Annotated in this window: 16 protein-coding genes; 11 read left to right on the forward strand and 5 right to left on the reverse strand. The window is 75.4% G+C overall.

The window, feature by feature from the left end:
* Positions 1-1503 (reverse strand): aldehyde dehydrogenase (NADP(+)), encoded by a 1503-nt coding sequence (locus ACFYUS_RS19700; protein WP_388853253.1) that lies wholly within the window; start codon positions 1501-1503, stop codon positions 1-3.
* Between the two features lie 151 nt (positions 1504-1654).
* Here ACFYUS_RS19700 and ACFYUS_RS19705 point away from each other — a divergent pair, with 151 nt between their 5' ends.
* Positions 1655-2425: an IclR family transcriptional regulator gene (locus ACFYUS_RS19705; protein ID WP_388853256.1), complete on the forward strand. Its 771-nt coding sequence runs from the start codon at positions 1655-1657 to the stop codon at positions 2423-2425.
* 9 nt (positions 2426-2434) lie between these two features.
* On the opposite strand, the gene ACFYUS_RS19710 is transcribed toward ACFYUS_RS19705, so the two are convergent.
* Positions 2435-2932, reverse strand: coding sequence for a cupin domain-containing protein (locus tag ACFYUS_RS19710; protein WP_388853259.1), 498 nt, complete (start codon positions 2930-2932; stop codon positions 2435-2437).
* 175 nt (positions 2933-3107) lie between these two features.
* Between ACFYUS_RS19710 and ACFYUS_RS19715 the strand changes: the two genes are divergently transcribed.
* The 3 genes from ACFYUS_RS19715 to ACFYUS_RS19725 are packed head-to-tail and all read left to right on the forward strand — an operon-like array spanning position 3108 to position 6027.
* The gene (locus tag ACFYUS_RS19715) at positions 3108-4103 is read left to right on the forward strand and encodes a hypothetical protein (RefSeq protein WP_388853263.1); all 996 of its coding nucleotides are present in this window, start codon (positions 3108-3110) and stop codon (positions 4101-4103) included.
* Positions 4100-5335: a sensor histidine kinase gene (locus ACFYUS_RS19720; protein ID WP_388853266.1), complete on the forward strand. Its 1236-nt coding sequence runs from the start codon at positions 4100-4102 to the stop codon at positions 5333-5335. The genes ACFYUS_RS19715 and ACFYUS_RS19720 overlap by 4 nt, the downstream gene beginning before the upstream one ends.
* A complete protein-coding gene (locus ACFYUS_RS19725) occupies positions 5332-6027 on the forward strand; it encodes a response regulator (RefSeq protein ID WP_388853269.1) in 696 nt (231 codons plus the stop codon). Before ACFYUS_RS19720 ends, ACFYUS_RS19725 begins: the two co-directional genes overlap by 4 nt.
* Here the strand turns inward: ACFYUS_RS19725 and ACFYUS_RS19730 are convergent.
* On the reverse strand, positions 6024-7109 hold the full coding sequence (locus ACFYUS_RS19730) for a hypothetical protein (protein WP_388853272.1): 1086 nt from the start codon (positions 7107-7109) through the stop codon (positions 6024-6026). The genes ACFYUS_RS19725 and ACFYUS_RS19730 overlap by 4 nt on opposite strands.
* A 139-nt stretch (positions 7110-7248) precedes the next feature.
* On the opposite strand from ACFYUS_RS19730, the gene ACFYUS_RS19735 reads away from it, so the two are divergent.
* The 7 genes from ACFYUS_RS19735 to ACFYUS_RS19765 all read left to right on the forward strand — a co-directional run bounded on the left by ACFYUS_RS19735 (position 7249) and on the right by ACFYUS_RS19765 (position 18778).
* Positions 7249-8697, forward strand: a complete 1449-nt coding sequence (locus ACFYUS_RS19735) for a peptidoglycan D,D-transpeptidase FtsI family protein (protein ID WP_388853274.1) — start codon at positions 7249-7251, stop codon at positions 8695-8697.
* 161 nt (positions 8698-8858) lie between these two features.
* Positions 8859-9254, forward strand: coding sequence for a hypothetical protein (locus tag ACFYUS_RS19740; protein ID WP_388854128.1), 396 nt, complete (start codon positions 8859-8861; stop codon positions 9252-9254).
* Positions 9251-11269: a hypothetical protein gene (locus ACFYUS_RS19745; protein ID WP_388853277.1), complete on the forward strand. Its 2019-nt coding sequence runs from the start codon at positions 9251-9253 to the stop codon at positions 11267-11269. The genes ACFYUS_RS19740 and ACFYUS_RS19745 overlap by 4 nt, the downstream gene beginning before the upstream one ends.
* Before the next feature lie 48 nt (positions 11270-11317).
* Complete coding sequence (locus ACFYUS_RS19750) at positions 11318-12493, forward strand: MFS transporter (protein WP_388853280.1); 1176 nt, start codon at positions 11318-11320, stop codon at positions 12491-12493.
* Between the two features lie 102 nt (positions 12494-12595).
* A complete protein-coding gene (locus ACFYUS_RS19755; protein ID WP_388853283.1) occupies positions 12596-14668 on the forward strand; it encodes a SpoIIE family protein phosphatase in 2073 nt (690 codons plus the stop codon).
* Positions 14665-17433 carry a SpoIIE family protein phosphatase gene (locus tag ACFYUS_RS19760; protein ID WP_388853286.1) on the forward strand — a complete coding sequence of 923 codons (2769 nt, stop codon included), beginning with the start codon at positions 14665-14667 and terminating at the stop codon, positions 17431-17433. Before ACFYUS_RS19755 ends, ACFYUS_RS19760 begins: the two co-directional genes overlap by 4 nt.
* A gap of 115 nt (positions 17434-17548) precedes the next feature.
* On the forward strand, positions 17549-18778 hold the full coding sequence (locus tag ACFYUS_RS19765) for an amidohydrolase (RefSeq protein WP_388853288.1): 1230 nt from the start codon (positions 17549-17551) through the stop codon (positions 18776-18778).
* 42 nt (positions 18779-18820) lie between these two features.
* Here ACFYUS_RS19765 and ACFYUS_RS19770 read toward each other — a convergent pair whose 3' ends face one another.
* Positions 18821-20284, reverse strand: a complete 1464-nt coding sequence (locus ACFYUS_RS19770; RefSeq protein WP_388853291.1) for an APC family permease — start codon at positions 20282-20284, stop codon at positions 18821-18823.
* Positions 20281-21522: an amidohydrolase gene (locus ACFYUS_RS19775; RefSeq protein WP_388853294.1), complete on the reverse strand. Its 1242-nt coding sequence runs from the start codon at positions 21520-21522 to the stop codon at positions 20281-20283. The genes ACFYUS_RS19770 and ACFYUS_RS19775 overlap by 4 nt, the downstream gene beginning before the upstream one ends.
* Positions 21523-21695: the final 173 nt, after the last annotated feature.

Genomic DNA, 21695 nt, shown 5'->3' on the forward strand with positions numbered 1-21695 from the left:
TCAGCGCCTCGGGAGTCCCAGCGGGTTGCCGTCGCGGAGTTCCGGCGGGAGGAGGTGGTCGGGCGTCGACTGGTACGTGACCGGGCGCAGCCAGCGCTCGATCGCGGTCGCGCCGACCGAGGTGGAGGTGGAGGTGGTGGCCGGGTAGGGGCCGCCGTGGTGCTGGGCGGGGGCGACGGCGACGCCGGTGGGCCAGCCGTTGACGAGGACGCGGCCGGCCAGGGGCGTGAGTTCGGCGAGCAGCGGGGCGGCGTCGGGATCCCCGGCGGAGTTCTCGGCGATGTGCAGGGTGGCGGTGAGGTTGCCGGGGAGCAGGCCGAGGGCGGCGGTCGCCTCCTCCCGCGTGGCGTAGCGGGCGACGACGGTGACCGGTCCGAAGCACTCCTCCAGGAGGAGGTGGTGGCCGCCTCCGGTGAGCAGGGCCGCGTCGACGGCGAGGATGCCGGCGCTGACGGTGTGGGGGCTGCCGGCGCCGGGGGTGACCGGGGTGTCCACTCCGGCGAGCGCGGCGCGCTCGGCGACCCCGGCGACGAAGGCGTCCCGCATCCGGTGGTCGAGCATGACGGCCGGTTCGGTGTCGCTGACGGCGGCGGTGAGGGCGTCGAGGAAGCGGTCGCCGTCCGCCCCTCGGGGGGCGAGGACGAAGCCGGGCTTGGTGCAGAACTGGCCGGCGCCCTGGGTCATGGAGGCGGCGAGCCCCGCGCCGATCTCCTCGGCGCGCTCCGCTGCGGCGGCCTCGGTGACCACGACCGGGTTGAGGGAGCCGAGTTCGCCGTGGAAGGGGATGGGGACGGGCCGGGTGACGGCCGCGTCGAAGAGGGCCCGGCCGCCGCGGACCGAGCCGGTGAAGCCCGCCGCCGCGACGAGCGGGTGGCGGACGAGCTCCACGCCCGCGTCGAAGCCGTGGACGAGGACGACGACGTCCTCGGGGAGTCCGGCCTTGGCGGCGGCCCGGCGCAGCAGGGAGGCGCAGAGCTCGGAGGTGGCCGGGTGGTCGGGGTGGGCCTTGATCACCACGGGGCAGCCGGCCGCGAGGGCGCTCGCGGTGTCGCCGCCGGGCACGGAGAAGGCGAGCGGGAAGTTGCTGGCCGCGTAGACGGCGACGACGCCGAGCGGGATCTTCCAGCGGCGCAGGTCGCACCGGGGCGGGGTGGTCGTGGGGTCGGGCAGGTCGATCCGGACGTCGAGGAAGGAGCCCTCCTCGACGACCTCGGCGAAGGCCCTCAACTGGGCGGTGGTGCGGGCGAGTTCGCCGGTGAGCCGGACGGGCCCGAGGGCGGTCTCGGCGTCGGCCGCCTCGACGACGTGCTCACCGGAGGCGTCGAGGAGGTCGGCGGCGGTACGGAGGAAGGCGGCCCGCAGCGCCCGGTCGGCGAGGGCCCCGCGGACGGCGTGCGCGGCCCTGACGGCGCGGTCGACCTCCTCGGTGGTGGCCTCCACCGCGACCTCCTCGCGCGGCTTCCCCGTCCGGGGGTCCACACTCCACACTGATTCCGCCGCCACCGTCACGCCCCTGTTCGCTACTCTGAACGCGGTTCCCGTAGATGAACGCGTTCCGGAGGGGACTCTATTGACGGCCCGGCCGTCTCCACAAGGCGCCCCGTCCGGCCGGGGCGCCGGTGGGCTGCCGGACAACGGAAAAGGGGGGCTGGGCGTGGGGACTGCCGACGCGGGCGGGGCACAGGTGAAGTCCGCGGTGCGGACCGTGGAGCTGCTGGAGTTCTTCGCCGGACGCCCCGGGACGCACTCGCTCGCCGCCGTCCAGGAGGCCGTCGGCTATCCCAAGTCCAGCCTGTACATGCTGCTGCGCACCCTGGTCGAGCTGGGCTGGGTGGAGACGGACGCGACGGGCACGCGGTACGGGATCGGGGTGCGGGCGCTGCTCGTCGGCACCTCCTACCTCGACGGCGACGAGGTGGTGGCCGCCGCCCGGCCCACCCTCGACCGGCTCTCCGACGACACCACCGAGACCATCCATCTGGCGCGGCTCGACGGCACCGACGTGGTCTATCTGGCGATCCGCCAGTCCCAGCACTATCTGCGGCCGTTCACCCGGGTGGGGCGCCGGCTGCCCGCGCACGCGACCGCGCTGGGCAAGGCGCTGCTCGCCACCCACAGCGACGAGCAGGTCCGCGGGCTGCTCCCGGAGACGCTCCCGGCGCTGACCGAGCACACCGTCACCGACCGCGAGCGGCTCATCGAGGAGCTGCACGTCGTCCGCGAGCGGGGCTACGCGGTGGACCGCGAGGAGAACACGCTGGGGCTGCGCTGCTTCGGCGTCGCGATCCCCTACCGGACCCCGGCGCGGGACGCGATCAGCTGCTCGGTGCCGGTGGCGCGGCTCACCCCGGACCAGGAGCGGACGATCAGGGACACGCTGTTCGACGCGCGGGACCGGATGACGCTGGCGACCCGCCGCCTCTGACGCACGGGGTCACGCACGGTCGGCGAGGGCCTTCTGCCACACCGGGCTCTCGACGTAGTGGTTGTCGTACTGCTCCGAGGAGGCCTTGATCTCCTCGAAGCCCGCCTCGCCCCGCATGACGCGGCCCAGGAGGCGCAGGTAGTCGAAGCGGGCCATGCCGGGGGTGAAGACGAAGAGGACGTCGGCCTCGGCGCCGGGCGCCGCCGCGAAGGCGTGCGGGGTGTGCGGCGGGACGAGGAGGAAGTCGCCCTGCTCCAGGACGGTCAGCTCCTCGCCGACCAGGACCTGGAGCGAGCCGCCGAGCACGAAGAACATCTCGGAGGCCTTGGTGTGGAAGTGCGCCGGGGCGCCGACCGCGCCCTTCGCGAACGAGGAGCGGTAGCTGGTGAGCCGTCCGCCGGTGGTGTCGGAGTCGGCGAGGAGGGTCATCACGCTGCTCGGGTCGGCGGTGGTCTCGGCGGCGGCGGCGCGGGTGAGGAGCGGGGCGAAGGGCGCGGTCTCGTTCATGAGCACCACCCTAGGGAGCCATTGACCCTTGCCCAGGGTGCAATCAGCCTCTGGATTTCCGGGTCAATCCGGTCCGGTGCGGGTACGGGTCGGAGGCCCCCCTCCCCCGTGCGGCGGAGGCGGTTCACCGCCCGGCAGGAGGTGGCGGGGCGGGCCCGCGCGGGAGCGTGGAGCCATGACACAGACCGCGCACCTCCCCGCCCCGGCGCCCGCCGCCGGCCACCGTCCGAGCGCCGTCCGCAGGGTGCTGCGCGTCCTCGCGATCCTCGCCTGCCTCCCGTACATCTCGCTCAAGGTCGTCTGGGTGGCGGGCGGCAGGCTCGGCATCCCGGACGGCAGCGTGCTCCTGGAGCACCCGCAGATGATGGTGATCGCCAACGCGGTCTCGGTCGTCGCCGACGTCCTCGTCGTCGTCCTGGCCCTGCTGCTCACCCAGGCCTGGGGCCGGCGGTTCCCCGCCTGGCTGCTCGCCCTCCCCATGTGGGCGGCGACCGGACTGCTCGCCCCGATCATGACCGGATATCCGACGCAGCTCGCGGTCGCCCTCGTCACGGGCGACGAGAAGGCCGCCGCGCCCGCCGAACCCTTCCTGGACGAGTGGGTCTTCGGCGTCGTCTACGGCGGGTTCATCCTCCAGGGCCTCGCCCTCGGCACCCTCTTCGCCCTGTACGCCCGGGACCGCTGGGGCCACCTCTGGCAGGGCAGGCTCGGCGAGCTGTCCGCCCGCACCCCCGGGCGCGACTCGCGGGCCCTCGCCGTCGCCGGCGCGGTCGTCGCCCTGGTGCCCGCCGCGCTCCACCTGCTGTGGGCCACCGGCTCGACCACGGGCCTGTCCGCCCGGCTGATCGCCGAACGCGACTCCGACGACTACGTCCTGGAGGCCGACCGGTTCGTCTTCATCGCCGTCGCCGTCGTCCTGACCCTCTTCCTGGTGCTGCGCCGGCCCGCCCGCCTCCGGGTCCGCACCACGCTGGCCCTGGCCTGGACGGCCTCGGGTGCCGTGGGCTGCTGGGGCGCCTACCTGTCGCTCGTCGCCCTCCTGCCGGACCCGGATCCCTCGAAGCACGTCCCCGGGCTCGTACAGCTGTCCTACGCTGGCGACATGATCACCGGGTTCCTGCTCGCCGCGTGCGTGGCGCTCTTCCTGCGGCGCCGGAGCGCCGAGGCGTGAGACCGGCGCGGGCCCTGTTCGGGCAGCGGGCCAGGCTGCGCTGGCTCCATCTGATCCTGGGCGGCGCGCTGTTCATGCCCTTCTGGATGGTCGGCTCGCTGGCCGCGGGGCCGCTGCTCGGAGGCGGCGGCCTGTTCACCGGCGACCTCGGCGTGCAGTTCCTGGCCTACGCCCTGGGGCTGCCGATCGCCGCCGTCACGGCGCTCTTCCCGCTGGCCCGGCCGATGTCGGTGGCGGCGGCGCGGGCGCTGTGCGGGGTGGACGCCGACCGGTTCGCGGACGGCCCGGCGCACGGCCGGGAGGCCAGGGGCCGGACGGCCGGCTGGTTCACCCTGCACCTGGGCGTCGGGGCGCTGATCAGCGGGGCGACGCTCGCCCTGCCGCCGTTCGCGGTCGCGGTCATGGCGCTGCCGTTCTCGCCGGACCTCCGGGAGTCCGAACTCGGCCGGTTCTGGGGGCTCGACGGGCCCTGGTGGGTCTGGGCGGCGCTCCCCGCCGGGCTCCTGATGCTGCTGGCGCTCGCCGCCGTCGCCGCCGCCACCGGCGCCCTGCTCGCCCGGCAGGCGCCCCGGCTGCTCGGGCCCAGCCCGGCGGACCGGCTCGCGGCGGCCGAACGGCGCGCCGCCGAGGCCGAGTCCCGCAACCGGCTCGCCCGCGAGCTGCACGACTCGGTCGGCCACGCCCTGAGCGCGGTCACCCTCCAGGCGGGCGCGGCCCGCCGGGTCCTGGACGGCGACCGGGCCGACCTGGAGTTCGTGCGGGAGGCGTTGACCGCGATCGAGGAGACCACCCGGCGCACGGTCGGCGAACTGGACTGGGTCCTCGGCCTGTTGAGGAACGACGGCGCACCGGAGCAGGGTCCCGGTCCGGGGCTCGACGCCCTGGAGGCCCTGGTGCGGGGCGCCGGGCCGCGGGTGGCGCTGACCGTCGGCGGGGCCCTGGGCTCCGTACCGGAGGCGCTGTCCCGGGAGGCGTACCGGATCGTCCAGGAAGGGCTGACGAACGCGGCCCGGCACGCGGGCGGCGCGCCCGTCACCGTACGGCTCGACGCCCGCACCGAGGAGTTGGAGATCACCATGGAGAACCCCCTGCCCGACCGTCCCCCGGTCACCCGGCCCGACGGCGGGCGCGGCCTGCGCGGGGTCGCCGAGCGGGCCCGGCTGCTCGGCGGCACCGCCGAGGCGGGCCCGGCGGACGGCGTCTGGCGCCTCGCGGTCAGGATCCCCCGGTGACCGCCCCGATCAGGGTCGTCCTCGCCGACGACGAGCGGATGGTCCGGACGGCCCTGCGGGTCATCCTCGACGCGGAGCCCGGCCTGGAGGTCGTCGGCGAGGCGTCCACGGGCGCCGAGGCCGTCTCGGTGGTGCGGGCGGAGCGGCCGGACGTCGTCCTCATGGACGTGCGGATGCCGGAGATCGACGGGATCCGGGCCACCGAGCAGATCCTCGCCTCGATGGCGGAGCCGCCGCGGATCGTGGTGGTCACGACCTTCGAGAACGACTCCTACGTGTACGACGCCCTGCGCGTCGGCGCCGCCGGCTTCCTGCTGAAGCGGGCCGCGGCGGAGGACCTCGTGAGCGCGGTCCGCCTCGTCGCCCGCAGCGACTCCCTCCTCTACCCGGCGGCCGTCCGGGGCCTGGCCGCCGAACACGCCCGCCGCCGCCCATCGGCCGCACCGTCCTGGGCCGCGCGCCTCACCGAACGCGAGGCGGAGGTGCTGCGCCTGATCGCGACGGGCCTCACGAACGCCGAGATCGCCGACCGGATCGGCATCGGCCCCGCCACGGTCAAGACCCACGTGGCCGCGCTCCTGTCGAAGCTGGGCGCCCGCGACCGCACCCAGGCGGTGATCCTGGCGTACGAGTCGGGGTTCGTGGGGACGGGCCAGGGCCTGTCCGGCGGATCAGGGCCGGACAGGCCCTAGGACCGCGTGGCCGTGCCGCAGCGGCCGCCGCCGTCGGTGATCGGTCCCCTGCGGTCGTACGGGTCGACCGCCTCGCCGTCCGGGTCGGCGCCCGTCCCTCCCCCGCCGAACTCCGGACGGAAGGAACCGGTGTCGTTGTCGCAGCCGCCGTTCGTCATGTCGGTCTTGTACGACAGGAGGCTGAAGGTGCCCTTCTCGGTGACCACCTTCGACGGGTCGTCCCAGCTCACCACGGTCTCCCGCCGCACGATCACGCGCACGACCTCGTCGCCGCCGCCGGCCGGCGCGACCGGGTACACGTACGTGACGTCGGCGGTCACCTCCAGGGCCCCGAGCCGCCCCTCCCGGTAGCTCATCCGGCCGCGGGTCTTCACCACGTCCCCGGCCGGGCGCGCCTGCGCCGGGTCGAAGCGGCTGAAGAGCAGCAGCGGGTCGTGGTCCTTGCCCGGGGTGCGCAGCGAGGTCGTCACGAAGGTCCGGACGTCCTTCTGGTGCGGGTTCATCAGGGCGATCGCCCTGTCCGGGCGCCCGCCGCGCAGGACCGCCGGGTCCAGGTTGGACGCGGCGAGGAAGTCGCGGGTCCGCGCGAGCGCGCGCCCGACCTCCGCCTTCGTCATCCAGCCGGTCGCCCCGGCCGGGGGCACGGTGATGCCGGCCGCGCCGTCCGCCCAGCGGACCGCCGGGGAGCCCCGGAAGGGCTCGTCGAGGGTGGGCCGCCCGCCGGGCTCGGCCGGCGGCGCCTCCGAGGGCCGCTCCGACTCCTGCGCGAGGGGCTTCCCGGCCGTGTCCCCGCCGCCGGACCAGCCGACGAGTCCTCCCGGGTCCAGGGCCACGACGAGCAGCGCCAGCGCGGCCACGAACCCCGCCACGTACCGGCCCGTGCGCCGCCGGGCCCGTGCGGGCGGGTGCGCGCGCCACGGCACCGGCTCCGCGGGCCCGGCCCGCAGCCGGCCCGCGGCCTCGCGGTCCCGCGCGGACGGCTCCTTCGGCGCGTCCCCGGCGCCCTCGGCGGAGCTCCGCAGGAACTCCGCCCACACCTCGTCCGGCACGGACGAACCGTCCCGCTCGCCGTTCCTGCTCACGCCTGCTCCCCACCGTGCGCTTCTCCGGCCCCTCCCCAGGGCCTTCGCATGATCGCACGGCCCCCGGACATGAAGGTTCGCTGAGAAACGGGCCACATCCGGAACGTCCCGCACCGGCCCGTTCGTCCCCACCAGTGCGATGAACAAGACGATCAGGCACACGTCGGTCTTCGTCCTCGTCCTGGTGCTCGCCCTCCTCGGGCGGGCCACCTGGGTGCAGGCGTACGAAGGCAAGGCGCTCGCGGACGACTCGAAGAACCGGCGGAAGACCATCGCGCAGTACGCGCAGCCGCTCGGGAACATCGTCGTGGCCGGTTCCCCGGTCACCGGCTCGAAGAGGACGGAGGGATCGGACCTCGCGTACAAGCGCACCTACACGGACGGCGAGCTGTACGCGGCGGTCACGGGCTTCAGCTCGCAGGCGTACGGCGCCACCCAGCTGGAGGGCATCTACTCCAAGGTCCTCGACGGCACCGACGACCGGCTGAAGAACCCCGTGGACGCCGTCACCCGCAAGCAGCAGCAGCCGGGCACCGTCGTCACCACGATCGACCCGGCCGTGCAGAAGGCCGCCTACCGGGCGCTCGGGAGCAAGAAGGGCGCGGCCGTCGCGATCGACCCGGCGACCGGCCGGATCCTGGCCATGGTCTCCACCCCGTCCTACGACCCGTCGAAGATCTCCGGGTCGAACGACGGCGACGCCTGGAAGGAGCTCTCCGCCGACCCGGACAAGCCGCTGGTGAACCGCGCGCTCCGGCAGCCGCTCCCGCCCGGCTCCACCTTCAAGCTGGTCGTCGCGGCCGCCGCCCTGGAGGACGGCCTGTACGGCTCCGTGGACACGGCGACCGAGAGCCCCGACCCGTACACCCTGCCGGGCACCCGGACCGTCCTGAGGAACGAGAACGCCTCCGCGCCCTGCGAGAACGCCACGATCCGCACCGCGCTCCAGTACTCCTGCAACAACGTCTTCGCCAAGATGGCCGTCGACCTGGGGCAGGACAAGGTGAAGGCGATGGCCGAGAAGTTCGGCTTCAACGACACCGAGCTGGACGTCCCGGTCCGCGCCTACGCGAGCGGGTACCCCTCCGGCATGGACAAGGCGCAGACGGCGCTGACCGGCATCGGCCAGTTCGACGTGACCGCCACCCCGCTCCAGATGGCCATGGTGTCGGCCGCGATCGCCAACGACGGCCTGCTCGCCGCCCCGCACATGGTCTCGGAGGTCGTCGACTCCGACGGCGACGCGCTGACCTCGTACAAGGACGGGGACACCGAGCGGGTCGTCTCCTCCTCGACGGCCGAGCAGCTGCGCAGCGCGATGGTGACCGTGGTCGAGAAGGGCACCGGCACCAACGCGGCCGTCGACGGCGCCGAGGTCGGCGGCAAGACCGGCACCGCGCAGCACGGCGAGAACAACAGCAAGACGCCGTACGCCTGGTTCACCTCCTACGCCAAGGACCCCTCGACCGGGAAGCAGGTCGCCGTCGCGGTGATGATCGAGGACTCGGGCGCGGCCCGCTCCGAGGTCAGCGGCAACGGCCTGGCGGCCCCGGTGGCGCAGAAGATGATGGAAGCGGCGCTGAAGTGAAGTGACAGGGGACGGGGGCCGATTGGCCGTGGGCCCCCGTCGCACGATATGCAGGGGCACACCCCATGATCCGCTTGCGCATTCGAATCATGGGGCGTGTCCCTGCTCTCGTCCCACGGAGGACCGCCGTGCGTCTGCCCCGTTCCCTGTCCGGCTGGACCATGGCGGTCTTCGGCGTGCTCGCCGCCGCCCTGGGAGTGGTGGGCCTGATCGCCCCGGACGCCCTGCTCACCGTCATGGGCTTCGAACCGGTGCCCGCGGGCGGACGCGCGGACGGGGACCACACCCTGGTCTTCCTGACGTCCTCCTCGATGGCCGCGCTCAACATGGGCGTCTACTACGTCCTGGCCGCCCTCGCCGACTGGAAGGCCTTCTTCCGCTGGACGGTCCCCTTCCGGCTGCTCACCTGCACCGTCTTCACCCTCGCGGTCGTCACCGGCCGCGCCCCGGCCGGCTTCCTCGGCGTGGGCCTGTGGGAAGGGCTCGGCGCGGTGGTGACGGGGCTCGCGCTGCGGTACGAGAAGCGGGCGGCCGTACGGACGGAGGCGCGGGCGTGAGCGAGCGGCCGCTTCCGCCCGGCGGGGACGAGCGGCCTTCGGGCGGGGGCGACCCGCTCGCCGGGCTCGACGCCGTCGGCTGGGCGTCCCTGCGGCACGCGTACGGGTCCGCGGCCGACGTCCCGGGGCTGATCCGCGCCCTGTACCGGCCGGAGGAGGCCGCCGAAGCGGCCGACACGCTCTTCGCGAACGTGCACCACCAGGGCGGCTGCGTCGAGTCGGCCGCCCCGGCCGCCCTCCCGTTCCTCGTCCGCGCCGCCGTCGCCCCCGCCGTCGGGACGCTGGTACGGAGGGACCTGATCGAGCTGATCGCCTGCGTCGCCGCCGAGGGCAACCGGGTCGAGCCCCGCTGGGTCGCACGGGGCTGGGCCGAGGCCTGGGGCCTGGCGGTCCCCGGTCTGCTGCCTCTGCTCCACGACCCCGAGCCGGTGGTACGGACGGCGGTCGCCGACGCCCTCGGCGAGGCCCGCGGGCGGGCCGACGAGGTCCTCGCCGCCCTGTGGGCGCGGCATGCCCGGGAGGCCGTGCCGGAGGTCCTGGGCACACTCGTGGACGCGGCGGGCGCGCTGGCCGTCCACGCGGACCGGGAGCGGGAACCGGCGCTCGCCCGGCTGCGGGCGCTGACGGCCCCGGACGTGGCCCCCGGGGAGCGGCTGCGGGCCGTGGCCGCCCTGCGGACCGCCGCCCCCGGGACCGGCGACGGGAGCCACGCGCGCGTGGTGGGCGAGGTGCTGGAGGGCGGCGACCTCGGCGGGTACCGGGTCGCCCAGGCGGTGCGGCTGCTCGGCGGGACCCTGGCGGAGCGGGCCGGTCACCTCGTCCGGCTGCTCGGGCACCCGGCCGCGTCGACCCGGCGCGAGGCCCTGGAGGCGGTGGCCGGGGAGCTGAGCCGCCGGCGCTCGGCCGTCCCGCCGCTGCTGCCGGCGGTGGCAGAGCTCCTCGACGACCCCGAGCCCGACGACCGGCTCTTCGCGGCCCGGGTCCTCGGCATGTGCGGGACCGCCGCCCTGCCGTGGGCGGACCGGCTGGCCGCCCTGACCGACGACGAGGGCGAGCCGTACCTGCCCGCCCAGGACCACGCCCTGTGGGCGCTCTCGCGGACCGGGGACCCGCGCTGCGCCGCCCCGCTGGCCCGGCGCCTCGCCGGGGAGCGGCTGGGCTTCGGGTACTTCTCGGTGCACGCCGAGGGCTGGTGGACGCACGAGCTGAGCCTGAGCGAGACCCTCGGCCCGCTGGCCGCCCACGCGGAGGTGCTGCTTCCGCCGCTGCGGGCCCGGCTGCGGGCGGTGCGGTCGGTGGACGAGGCGCGGGCGCTGTGCCAGTCCCTGACGGAGTGGGGTCCGGCGGCCGCGCCCGCCGTCCCCGAGCTGTGCGCCCTCCTGGAGACGGCCGCCGCCGTGTGGGCGGCGGAGGCGCTCGCCGCGATCGGCCCGGCGGCGGCCGCGGCCGTGGACCGGGACCGGCTGCGGGCCCTGATCGACGCCCCGCCCGAGGGGCAGCCCTTCGCGGCGCGGTCCCTGGCCCTGGCGTACGGGCGGCTCACCGGCGACCGCGAGCCCGCGCTCGCCCTGTACCTGCCCCGGCTCGGCGAGCCGTACGGGAACGACAACCCGGCGATCCTGCTCGGCGAACTGGGCCCGGCGGGCGCCCCGCACGCCGACCGGCTGCGCGAACTGCTCACCACGGACACCACGGGCTGGCTGCCGCTGCGGGTCGGCGAGGCGCTGTGGCGGATCACCGGCCGGGCCGAGGAGGTGGTGCCGGCCCTGGTGGCGGCGATCGAGCCGTACACCGGCGGGGGCGTCACCCGCGCGGTGACCGAGACGGTCCGGCTGCTCGGCGAGATCGGTCCGGCGGCCGCGCCCGCCGTGCCCGCGCTCCGCGCGTTCCTGGACGCGGACGAGCGTCCGGTGGAGCACGGCAGCTGGCGGTCCGTACCGGACGACGACGCGCTGTGTACGGCGGTCCTTACGGCGCTGACCAGCGTTTCCGGGGGAACGGACCCGGTCGGTTAGGGCATCTGACCGATCCGCGGGGCCCGCCTCAGACGCCAGCCTTCGGCCATGCGTTGGTATCTGACAGGTGTCGTCGTGTCCGGATTCGGCACGACGGCGATGTGGCTGGTTTCCGGTATCTGGGTCAAGTCCCTCACGGGGTCGGACAGTCTGGCGGCCCTGGCCTCCTTCGCCCTCTGGGCGCCCGTGCTCCTGGGGCCGCTGCTCGGCACGCTCGCCGACCGGGTGCGGCGCAGGCCGCTGCTCGTCGTCCTGAACCTGGCGATGGCGTGCCTGCTGCCGTTCCTGCTGTGGGTGGAGTCGGCGGACCGGGTGTGGCTGCTCTTCGCGGTCCTCGTGCTGTACGGGGCGCAGGGCACCGTCCACGACGCGGCGGAGCAGGCGCTGATCGCGACCGCCTTCGACGAGAAGCGGCTCGGCACCTTCAACGGGCTGCGGATGACCGCGAACGAGTCCGTGAAGCTGATCGCCCCGCTCGTCGCGGCGGGCCTCTTCGCCGCGTACGGGGGCGGGCCCGTCGCCCTGGTCGACGCGGCGAGCTTCGCGGTCGCGGCCGGCGTCTTCGCGCTGATGCCGGTCCGCGAGGCGCCGCCCGTCCGGCCGGATTCCTCAAACTGGTGGCGCGAGACCGCCGAGGGCGTGCGGCTGCTGCGGGAGTCGCGGATGCTGCCGCCGCTCGTGGCGACGGGCGCGTTCACGATGCTGCTCGCCGGGGTGAACGGCGCCGCGATCTACACCGTGGTGGACCGCGGGCTCGGGCACGCGCCCGCGTACGCCGGCGTCCTCTACGCCGTCCAGGGCGTGGGCTCGGTCCTCGCCGGCCTGCTCACGGGCCCCCTCCTCGACCGGATCTCGGAGCGGGCCCTCGCCGTCACCGGCCTCGCGCTGTTCGCGGTGGCCATCGGGGTACGGGGAGCACTGCCGTACGACGCGACGGCCCTGGCCGCGAGCGCGGTCATCGGCCTGGGACTCCCGTGGGTCGTGATCGCCGTGATGACCGCGGTCCAGAAGGAAGCCCCGCCGGAGGCCGTCGGCCGCGTCGCCGCCACGGCGAACACCCTCGTCATGGCCCCCAACGCGCTCGCCATCGCCCTCGGCGCCGGCCTCGTCGCCCTCGCCGACTTCCGCGTCCTGCTCCCGCTGCTCGCGGTCGCGGGGCTCGCCTGGGTGGCGGCGCTCCTGCCCGGCGCGTACCGCCGCGGCCTCCTGGCCCGCAGCGACTGACCTCCGGGACCGCTCCCCGCCCGTCCCCGGGCTCGCGGTGCGGGCCCGGGGACGGGCGGGGAGCATGGAGGGGAGGCGCGGGCGCGGCGGGAGGAGGGCAGCGTGACCGCTGGATCCTTCCCCGGCACGGGGACGACGGGGCGGGTGGGGGTGCCCCTGGACGGCAAGGGGCTCCTCGACGTGCTCGGCGTCGCGGCCGTCGTCGTGGACGCACGCGGCCGGATCGTGCTGTGGAGCCCGCAGGCGGAGGCCCTCTTCGGATTCCGGGCCGACGAGGCGCTCGGCCGCTACGTGGCCCGGCTGATCGTCGGCGAGGAGCACCGCGAGGAGGCGATGCGCCTCTTCGGCGAGGTGCTGCGCGGCGGCACGGCCTGGGCGGGCACCTTTCCCGTACGGCACAAGGACGGCTCCATCCGCCGGGTGGAGTTCCGGAACATGCGGCTCACCGACGACCTGGGCGACCTGTACGCCCTGGGGATCGCCGCCGACGGCACCGCCGTCGAGCGGATCGAGACCGAGCTGGCGCTCTCCGACCGGCTGGTCTCCCAGTCGCCGATCGGCCTCGCCGTCCTCGACACCGAACTGCGCTACGTCCTGGTGAACCAGGCCCTGGAACGGATCAACGGCATCCCCGCCCGGGAGCACCTCGGGCGGCGGATCGGCGACATGCTGCCGATGCTCGACACGGTGGCCCTCGACGCCGCGCTGCACACGGTGCTCACGACGGGGGAGCCGCTGCTGGACCGCCCCATGGTGGGGCGGACGCCCGCGGACCCGGACCACGACCACGCCTGGTCGGTCTCCCTGTTCCGCCTGGAGGGCTCCGAGGGCCGGATCCTGGGCGTCGCGGCCTCGGTGATCGACGTGACCGAGCGGCACCGGGCGGACGCGGACGCCGACCGGTCCCGGCGGCGGCTCGCGCTCATCGCGGACGCCTCGACCCGGGTGGGCACCACCCTGGAGGTGGAGCGGACGGCCGACGAGCTGGCCTCGGTGGTGGTGCCGGTGCTCGCGGACATCGCCGCCGTCGACGTCCTCGACTCCGTCCTCGCGCTGCGCAGGCCGGGGGCGCCCGAGGAGGGTCCGGAGCTGTTCCGCGCGCTCGCGGTGAAGGCCGAGGGCCCCACGGAGGCGCTGCCGGCGGCGGATCCGCCCGGGGAGGTCGCGATGTACGGCGCGGACCGGCTGGTCACCCGGTGCGTGCACACCGGTCTGCCGGTCCTGGTGGAGCACGTCGGCCCGGGCGACCTGGCGCGGATCGCGCGGAGCCCCGAGGCCGCCGAGCTGCTCGCACGGGCCGGGGTCCACTCGTACCTGGCGGTGCCGCTGATCGCGCGCGGCGAGGTGCTGGGCGCGCTGGACCTCAAGCGGGACCGCAACGCGCTGCCGTTCGACGGGGACGACGTGCTCCTCGCGACGGAGCTCGCGGCGCGCGCGGCCGTCAGCATCGACAACGCGCGCTGGTACCAGAGCGTGCGGAACTCGGCGGTGACGCTCCAGCGGAGTCTGCTGCCGGCCGCGCCGCCGGACCGGGCGGGCCTGGAGGTCGCCGCCCGCTATCAGCCGGCGTACGCGTCGAGCGAGGTCGGCGGGGACTGGTACGACGTGATCGCGCTGCCCGACGGCAAGACGGCGCTGGTCGTCGGGGACGTGATGGGCAGCGGGATCGACGCGGCGGCGACGATGGGCCGGCTGCGGACGGCGACCTGCGCGTTCGCGGACCTCGATCTGTCCCCCGCGCAGGTCCTGCGGCATCTGGACCGGATCACGGCGGGTCTGGAGCACTACATCGCGACCTGTCTGTTCGCGGTGCACGATCCGGTGCGGCAGCGGTGCCGGATCGCGAACGCGGGCCATCTGCCGCCCGTCCGGGTCCCGGCGGACGGGCCGGCGGAGCTGGTGCGGCTCTCCACGGGGGTGCCGCTGGGGGTCGGCGGCGGCGTGTTCCGGACGGCCCGGGTGCCGTTCCGGCCGGGTGATCTCCTCGTGCTGTACACGGACGGCCTGATCGAGACCCGTACGGAGGGGATCGACGAACGGCTGGCCCTGCTCGTACGCCTCCTCGACGAGGACCGCGGCCCCCTGGAGGAGACCTGCGACCGGCTCCTGAAGGCGCTGCGCCGGCCGGGCGCGCCGGACGACGTGGCGCTCCTGATCGCCCGGAGCACGGGATGACGGCCGGGGACCGGGGAGCGGGGCGGGGGAAGGGGAAGGGCCGGGGCACGGGACTGCGGAGCGTCGCCGGGCAGGTGTTCGCGCTCGAGGCGCTGATCGCGCTCCTGGTGATCCTGGCGGCGGTGTTCGTGACGCTGCACCAGGCGCGCAGCGACACCGAGCGGGACGCCCGGATCCGTTCGCTCGCGGTCGCGGAGGGCTTCGCGAACGCGCCGGGCATCGACGCGGCGCTGATCTCGCCCGATCCGACGGGGCAGCTCCAGGGCCGGGCGGAGGCGACCCGGAAGGCGACGGGGGTGGACTTCATCGCGGTCCTGAGCCCGACCGGGGTGCGCTACACGGACTCGGACCCTGCGCTGATCGGCCGGAAGGCGACCGGGGACCTCTCGCGGGCGGCGGTGAACGGCGAGGCGTTCACGGAGCTGTTCCACGGCGCGCCGAACGACGCGGTACGGGCCGTGGTGCCGGTGTTCGACGCGCGGGGCCGGGTCGTCGGCATGGTCAGCAGCGGCATCGAGGTGGAGAGCATCTCGCACGCGGCGCGGGGGCGGCTGCCGCTGCTCGTCGGGGCGGCGGGCGGTGCCCTGGCGGTGGCGGTGGGCGGGGCGGCGCTGGTGAGTCGGCGGCTGCGGCGGCAGACGCACGGCCTCGGGCCGGCGGAGATGACCCGGATGAAGGAGCACCACGAGGCGGTGCTGCACGCGGTGCGGGAAGGGGTCCTGATCATGGACGCCGACCACCGGCTGCTGCTCGCCAACGACGAGGCGCGCCGGCTGCTCGGCCTGACGGCGGAGGCGGAGCGGCGGCACGTCTCGGAGCTCGGTCTCGATCCCCGTACGGTCGAGCTCCTGGAGTCGGGGCGGGCGGCGACGGACGAGGTGCACCGGGCGGGCGACCGGCTGCTCGCGGTGAGCGTGCGGCCCACCCTGACGCACGGCTCGGAGTCCGGGTGCGTGATGACGATGCGGGACACCACCGAGCTGGCGGCCGTGACCGGCCGGGCGGCGGTGGCGCGCGGCCGGCTGCAGCTGCTGTACGAGGCGGGGGTGCGGATCGGGACGACGCTGGAGGTCGTACGGACGGCGGAGGAGCTGGCGGAGGTGGCGGTGCCCCGGTTCGCGGACTTCGCGACGGTGGAGCTGCTGGAGCCGGTGCTGCGCGGGGAGGAGCCTCCGGCGACGGCGGCCGCGGCCACGGAGATGCGGCGGACGGCGCTGAGCGGGCTGCGGCCGGACCAGCCTCTGCAGCCGGTCGGGGACACGGTCCACTTCGACGTCCGGAACACCCCGATGGCGAAGGCCCTGGGCGCGGGGCACGCGGTGGTGGAGCCGGAGCTGGCCGCGGCGGAGGGCTGGCGGGCGCAGGATCCGGAGGGGGCGGCGCAGGCCCTCGCGTACGGGATGCACTCGCTGCTGACGGTGCCGCTGCTCGCCCGTGGGGTGGTCCTCGGGATGGCGAACTTCTGGCGGGCGGACACCCCGGAGCCGTTCGGGGAGGAGGACCTGTCGTTCGCGGAGGAGCTGGCGGCGCGGGCGGCGGTCGCGATCGACAACGCGCGCCGGTTCACCCGGGAGCACGCGATGGCGGTGACGCTCCAGCGGAGCCTGCTGCCCCGGGTGCTGCCCGAGCAGAGCGCGGTGGAGGTGGCGTACCGCTACCTCCCGGCGAAGGCGGGGGTGGGCGGCGACTGGTTCGACGTGATCCCGCTGCCGGGGGCGCGGGTGGCGCTCGTGGTGGGGGACGTGGTGGGGCACGGGCTGCACGCGGCGGCGACGATGGGGCGGCTGCGGACGGCGGTGCACAACTTCTCGACCCTGGACGTGCCGCCGGACGAGCTGCTCGGGCACCTCGACGAGCTGACGGGGCGGATCGACGACCGGGAGTCGGAGGGGACGGACGGCGAGGCGCGGCGGCGGGACGGGGGGATCATGGGCGCGACCTGTCTGTACGCGATCTACGATCCGGCGTCCGGGCTCTGTCAGGTGGCGAGCGCGGGGCATCCGGGCCCGGCGCTCGTGGGTCCCGACGGGCGGGTGGAGTTCCCCGAGCTGTCGCCGGGGCTGCCGCTGGGGCTCGGCCTGGGCGATGTGCCGTTCGAGTCGACGGAGCTGTGGCTGCCGGAGGGCAGCAAGCTGGTGCTGTTCACGGACGGGCTCCTGGAGGACCACGGGCGGGACCTGGACACGGGGCTCGGGCTGCTGCGGTCGACGCTCTCGCAGCCGGACCGGAGCCCGGAGCAGACCTGTGCGGACGTGCTCGCGACGCTGCTCTCGCCGGCGCCGCGCGACGACATCGCGCTGCTCGTGGCGCAGACGCGGCTGCTCGACCGGGACCGGATCGCCGAGTGGGAGGTGCCCCGGGATCCGTCGGCGGTGTCGCCGGTACGGAACGCGGCGGCGGCGAAGCTGTCGGAGTGGGGGCTCGACGGGCTCGCGTTCACGGCGGAGCTGATCCTGAGCGAGCTGATCACGAACGCGGTCCGGTACGGGGCCGATCCCGTGCGCGTACGGCTCCTCCACGACCGGACCCTGATCTGCGAGGTCTCGGACGGCAGCAGCACCTCGCCGCACCTGCGGCACGCGGCGGCGACGGACGAGGGCGGGCGCGGGCTGTATCTGGTCGCCCAGTACGCGGAGCGCTGGGGCACGCGCTACGCCCGGCGGGGCAAGACGATCTGGGCGGAGCTGCGGGTGGGCGCGGACGGCTCGGAACCCGCGCCGATGGCGGTGCCGGACCTGGACGCGCTGGAGGACCTGGCGTGGTGAACGTTGTGGGCGATCGTTCCGCGGGGCGGAACGGGTGGGCGCAACGGACCCGCGCCCTGCCGGCACCAGAGGCTTGTGCTCCCCGACCCGCACCCCGCCGCACATGGTATACCAAATGGAGCGTCAGTCGATCTCGCCCCGAGGAGCCCCCGTGACCCGCACCGCCACCCTCTTCCACGACGTACGGCCCTTCGGCGGCCCGGCCCGGGACCTGGTCGCCGTGGACGGCGAACTCGTGGCGGAGGTCCCGGAAGGCGCCGAGGTCGAGCGGGTCGACGGCGGCGGCCGGCTGGCGCTGCCGACGCTGGTCGACGCGCACATCCACCCGGACAAGACCTCCTGGGGCGAGCCCTGGCACAGCCGCCGGCCCGCGCACGGCATCGCCGAGTACGTCGCCGGTGACGTGGGGCTGGCCCGCGCGCTGGAGACGCCGGTGGCCGAGCGGGCGCTGCGCCTCATGTCGCACGCCGCCGCCCAGGGCACCCGGGCGATGCGGGCCCACGCGGACGTGGCCCCGGCGTACGGGCTCTCCGGGATCGAGGGGATCGCCGAGGCGGCCGGGAAGCTCGCCGGGATCGTCGACGTGGAGCTGGTCGCCTTCCCGCAGCACGGGGTGGTCCGGACGCCGGGAGTGGCCGAGCTCCTGGCGGAGGCCGCCGCGAGCGGGCTCGTCACCCACGTCGGCGGCATCGACCCGGCCGGCTTCGACGCGGAGGGCGGCCGGGAGGGCGACCAGCTGGGCACGGTCTTCGGGCTCGCCGAGAAGCACGGCCTCGGGCTCGACATCCACCTCCACGACCGGGGCGAGCAGGGCCTCGCGCCGCTGCGGGACATCGCCGCCCGCACCCGGGCCCTCGGACTCCGGGGCCGGGTGAACGTGGGACACGCCTTCGCGGTGGCCGCCCTGTCCGGCCGGGAGCTCGACGAGACGGCGGACCTGCTCGCGGAGGCGGGAATCTCGCTCACCACGGTCGCGCTGTCCGAGACCACGATCCTGCCGTTCCGGCGGCTCGCCGAGCGCGGGGTGACGGTGGGCCTCGGTTCGGACGGGGTACGGGACAGCTGGAGCCCCTTCGGCGACGGGGACATGCTGCACCGCGCCTGGCTCGCCGCCTGGGCCCTGGACGCCCGGCTCGACGAGGACCTCGAGGGCTGCTTCCGGCTCGCCGCCGACGGGGGCGCGGAGCTGCTCGGCCTTCCGAAGGCGGACCTGCGGCCGGGTTCCCCCGCCGACTTCATGCTCGTCGACGGGGAGTGCCTGCCGCAGGCGGTGGTGGACCTGCCCCGCCGTGACCTCGTGGTCCGCGCGGGCCGGGTGGTGGCGCGGGACGGCCGCCTGGTGTGACGGCCCACGGGGCGGGGGCAGGCCCCCGCCCCCTACCCGCGATCAGTCCCGCTCCACGTCCACCGTGGTGAGCGAGGCGTACCGCTCGGGGTCCGTGCGCCGGATGCGCAGGGCCACGAGCAGGCCGGCGGCCAGGACCACGGGCAGCGGCACCAGGAGGGCCGTGTTCACGGCGCCGGTGCGGCCGGTGAGCAGGTCGAAGTGGACCACGGCGAGCACGGTGAGCAGGGCGAGTCCGGCGCAGGAGAGCAACGGCGCCCAGACGACCCGGGCGGCCGGGAGGCCCCTCCGGTCGCGCCGGAAGTAGGCCCAGACGGCGAGCGCGGCGAGGGCCTGCATGCCCATGATGCCGAGGACGCCGACGCTGTTGGTCCACAGGAAGACCTCGCCGTACGGGTCGGCGGCGAGGAGCGCCCCGGCGCCGACGACGGCCAGGTTGAAGCCGGTCTGGGCGATGACGGCGCCGCCGGGCGAGCCGTGCTTCCCGGAGACCGTGCCGAGGCGGCGGGGCAGCAGGCCCTCGCGCCCGAGGGCGTACAGGTAGCGGGCTCCGGCGTTGTGGAAGGCGAGCGTGGCGGCGAAGGCGCTGACGACGATGAGCCCGTGCATGGCGTCCGCCAGCCACGCGCCCGCGTACAGCTCGGCGGCCTTGAAGGTGAGTTCGGGTCCGTCGGCCGCGCGGGCGAGCTCCACGGACCTGTCGGTGCCGAAGGCGCCCATGATCAGCCAGCAGCCGAGGGAGTAGAAGACGGCGAGGAAGCCGATCGCGATGAAGGTGGCGCGGGGCACGGTCCTGCGGGGGTCGCGCACCTCCTCGGCGAAGATCGCGGTGGCCTCGAAGCCGGTGAAGGCGCCGATGACCAGGACGAACATGCCCGCGACGCCGCCGGCGGCGAGGGTGGAGGGGGCGAAGGAGGCGGTGTCGAGGGCGGCGGTGCCGCGCTCGCCGAGGATGCCGCCGTCCATGACGACGAGCGAGAGGACCTCCAGGACCAGGGCGATGCCGAGGACCTTGGCGCTGAGCGTGACCTTCAGCCAGCCGAGCACGCCGACGGCGAGGACGCAGAGCCCGGAGAGCAGCCACCAGGGCACGTCGGCACCGGTGGCGTCCCGTACGGATCCGGCGGCGAAGTAGCCGAAGGCGGCGGCGACCCCGGGGGTGACGAGGTTGTACGAGACGACGGCGACGTAGGCGGTGCCGACGCCGAGGGTGCGGCCGAGGCCTCGGGCGACGTACGCGTAGAAGGCCCCGGCGTTGCGGACGTGCAGGCTCATCGCGGTGAACCCGGCGGCGAAGAGGGCGAGCAGGACGCCGGAGACGAGGTACGCGAGCGGGGCGCCGGGGCCGCCGATGCCGATGGCGAAGGGGGCGACGCCGGCGAGGACGGTGAGCGGCGCGGCGGCGGCCACGACGAAGAAGACGAGGTCGAAGGTGCCGATCCGGCCGGAGGCGAGCCGGCCCGCCTCCGCCGGGGCCGTGCGGGAGGTGGTGTCCGTGGTGGTCACGCGGCCCCTCCCGAGGACGGGACGAGCTCGGGGTAGGCGTCGTCCGCGAAGGGGCCGACGACCCGTCCGGCGTGCAGCACGAGCAGCCGGCGGGGGTGGGCGGCGACGGCCTCGGGGACGGAACCGGCGGCGACCACGACGAGGTCGGCGCGGGCGCCGGGGGCGGTGCCGTAGTCGTCGAGGCCCAGCGCGGCGGCGGCCTCGCCGGTGACGAGGGAGGCGGCGACGGACAGCTCGGGGTCGGTCATGAGCCCGGTCCTGAGGCCGATGATCGTGGCGCGTTCGAGCATGTCGGCGGTGCCGTAGGGCCACCAGGTGTCGCGGATGTTGTCGGAGCCGGCGAAGACCCGGACGCCGTGCTCGCGCAACCGCAGGACGGGCGGCACGTGGCCGCTCGGGCCGTTGGTCATGATCGCGACCCCGGCGGCGGCGAGGGCGGTGGCGGTGCGGTCGAGTTCGGCGGCGTCGACGCCGCCGAGGGCGTAGGCGTGGCTGACGGCGACCTTGCCGCCGAGGCCGAGGGCGGCGGTGCGGGCCGCGATGTCCCGCAGCTGGGCGGTGCCGGTCTCGCCGCCGTCGTGGAGGTGCAGGTCGATGCCCTTGCCGTGGCGTTCGGCGAGGCCGAAGACGATGTCGAGCTGGCCGTCGGGGTCGCCGTCGAAGCCCACCGGGTCGAGGCCGCCGACGAGGTCGGCGCCGTCGGCGAGGGCGGCGTCGAGGAGGTCGGCGACGCCGGGCGCGGAGACGACCCCGGACTGCGGGAAGGCGACGAGCTGGATGCCGAGCCGGTCGCGGAACCCCTCCCGGACCTCCAGGAGGGCGTGCAGGTGGTCGAGGCCGGTGTCGGGGTCGACGTCGACGTGGGAGCGGACGTGTCCGGTGCCGAGGGAGACCATCCGGCGGGCCAGGGCGGCGGCCCGTTCGGCGACGGGCACCTCCTCGGCGCGGCGGGACTCCCGCTCGGATGCGATCTGCTCCTGGAGGGTGGCGGTGGCCCGGTGCGGGCGCCAGGGGGCGCCGAGGAGGGTCTTGTCCAGGTGGGCGTGGCCGTCGACGAGGGCGGGCAGCAGGAGCGCGCCACCGAGGTCGAGCGCGCCGGGCGGGGTGGGGCGGCCCGGGACGTGCTCCCGCACGGCGCTCACCCGGCCGTCCTCGAGGTGGACGTCGGCGGTGCGGCCGTCGGGGAGGGTGGCCCCGAGGAGGGCGGTGGGACCGGGCGGGGCGGAGGCCTCGCTCATGGTGTCTCCTTCGCGAGATGACGGACGAGGGGCGGGGGCGCGCGTCGGGATCCCCCTGGTGACCGCGGTGCGGCGCAAACGTAGCTGGTATACCGAATACCAGGCAATGGCTTGAGGGCCCTCGGTTCGGAACCCGCGCGAACCGGTCTGCGAAGATCGGGGAACACCGCCGC

The sequence above is a fragment of the Streptomyces sp. NPDC004284 genome (assembly GCF_042874035.1).
Taxonomy (GTDB): Bacteria; Actinomycetota; Actinomycetes; order Streptomycetales; family Streptomycetaceae; genus Streptomyces.

What these genes read in the sequence shown, in the direction of transcription:
- ACFYUS_RS19710 (WP_388853259.1), bottom strand. Translation starts at nt 2,932, where the DNA reads ATGAACGAGACCGCGCCCTTCGCCCCGCTCCTCACCCGCGCCGCCGCC.
- ACFYUS_RS19715 (WP_388853263.1), top strand. Translation starts at nt 3,108, where the DNA reads ATGACACAGACCGCGCACCTCCCCGCCCCGGCGCCCGCCGCCGGCCAC.
- ACFYUS_RS19735 (WP_388853274.1), top strand. Translation starts at nt 7,249, where the DNA reads ATGAACAAGACGATCAGGCACACGTCGGTCTTCGTCCTCGTCCTGGTG.
- ACFYUS_RS19740 (WP_388854128.1), top strand. Translation starts at nt 8,859, where the DNA reads ATGGCGGTCTTCGGCGTGCTCGCCGCCGCCCTGGGAGTGGTGGGCCTG.
- ACFYUS_RS19750 (WP_388853280.1), top strand. Translation starts at nt 11,318, where the DNA reads ATGCGTTGGTATCTGACAGGTGTCGTCGTGTCCGGATTCGGCACGACG.
- ACFYUS_RS19760 (WP_388853286.1), top strand. Translation starts at nt 14,665, where the DNA reads ATGACGGCCGGGGACCGGGGAGCGGGGCGGGGGAAGGGGAAGGGCCGG.
- ACFYUS_RS19765 (WP_388853288.1), top strand. Translation starts at nt 17,549, where the DNA reads ATGGAGCGTCAGTCGATCTCGCCCCGAGGAGCCCCCGTGACCCGCACC.
- ACFYUS_RS19775 (WP_388853294.1), bottom strand. Translation starts at nt 21,522, where the DNA reads ATGAGCGAGGCCTCCGCCCCGCCCGGTCCCACCGCCCTCCTCGGGGCC.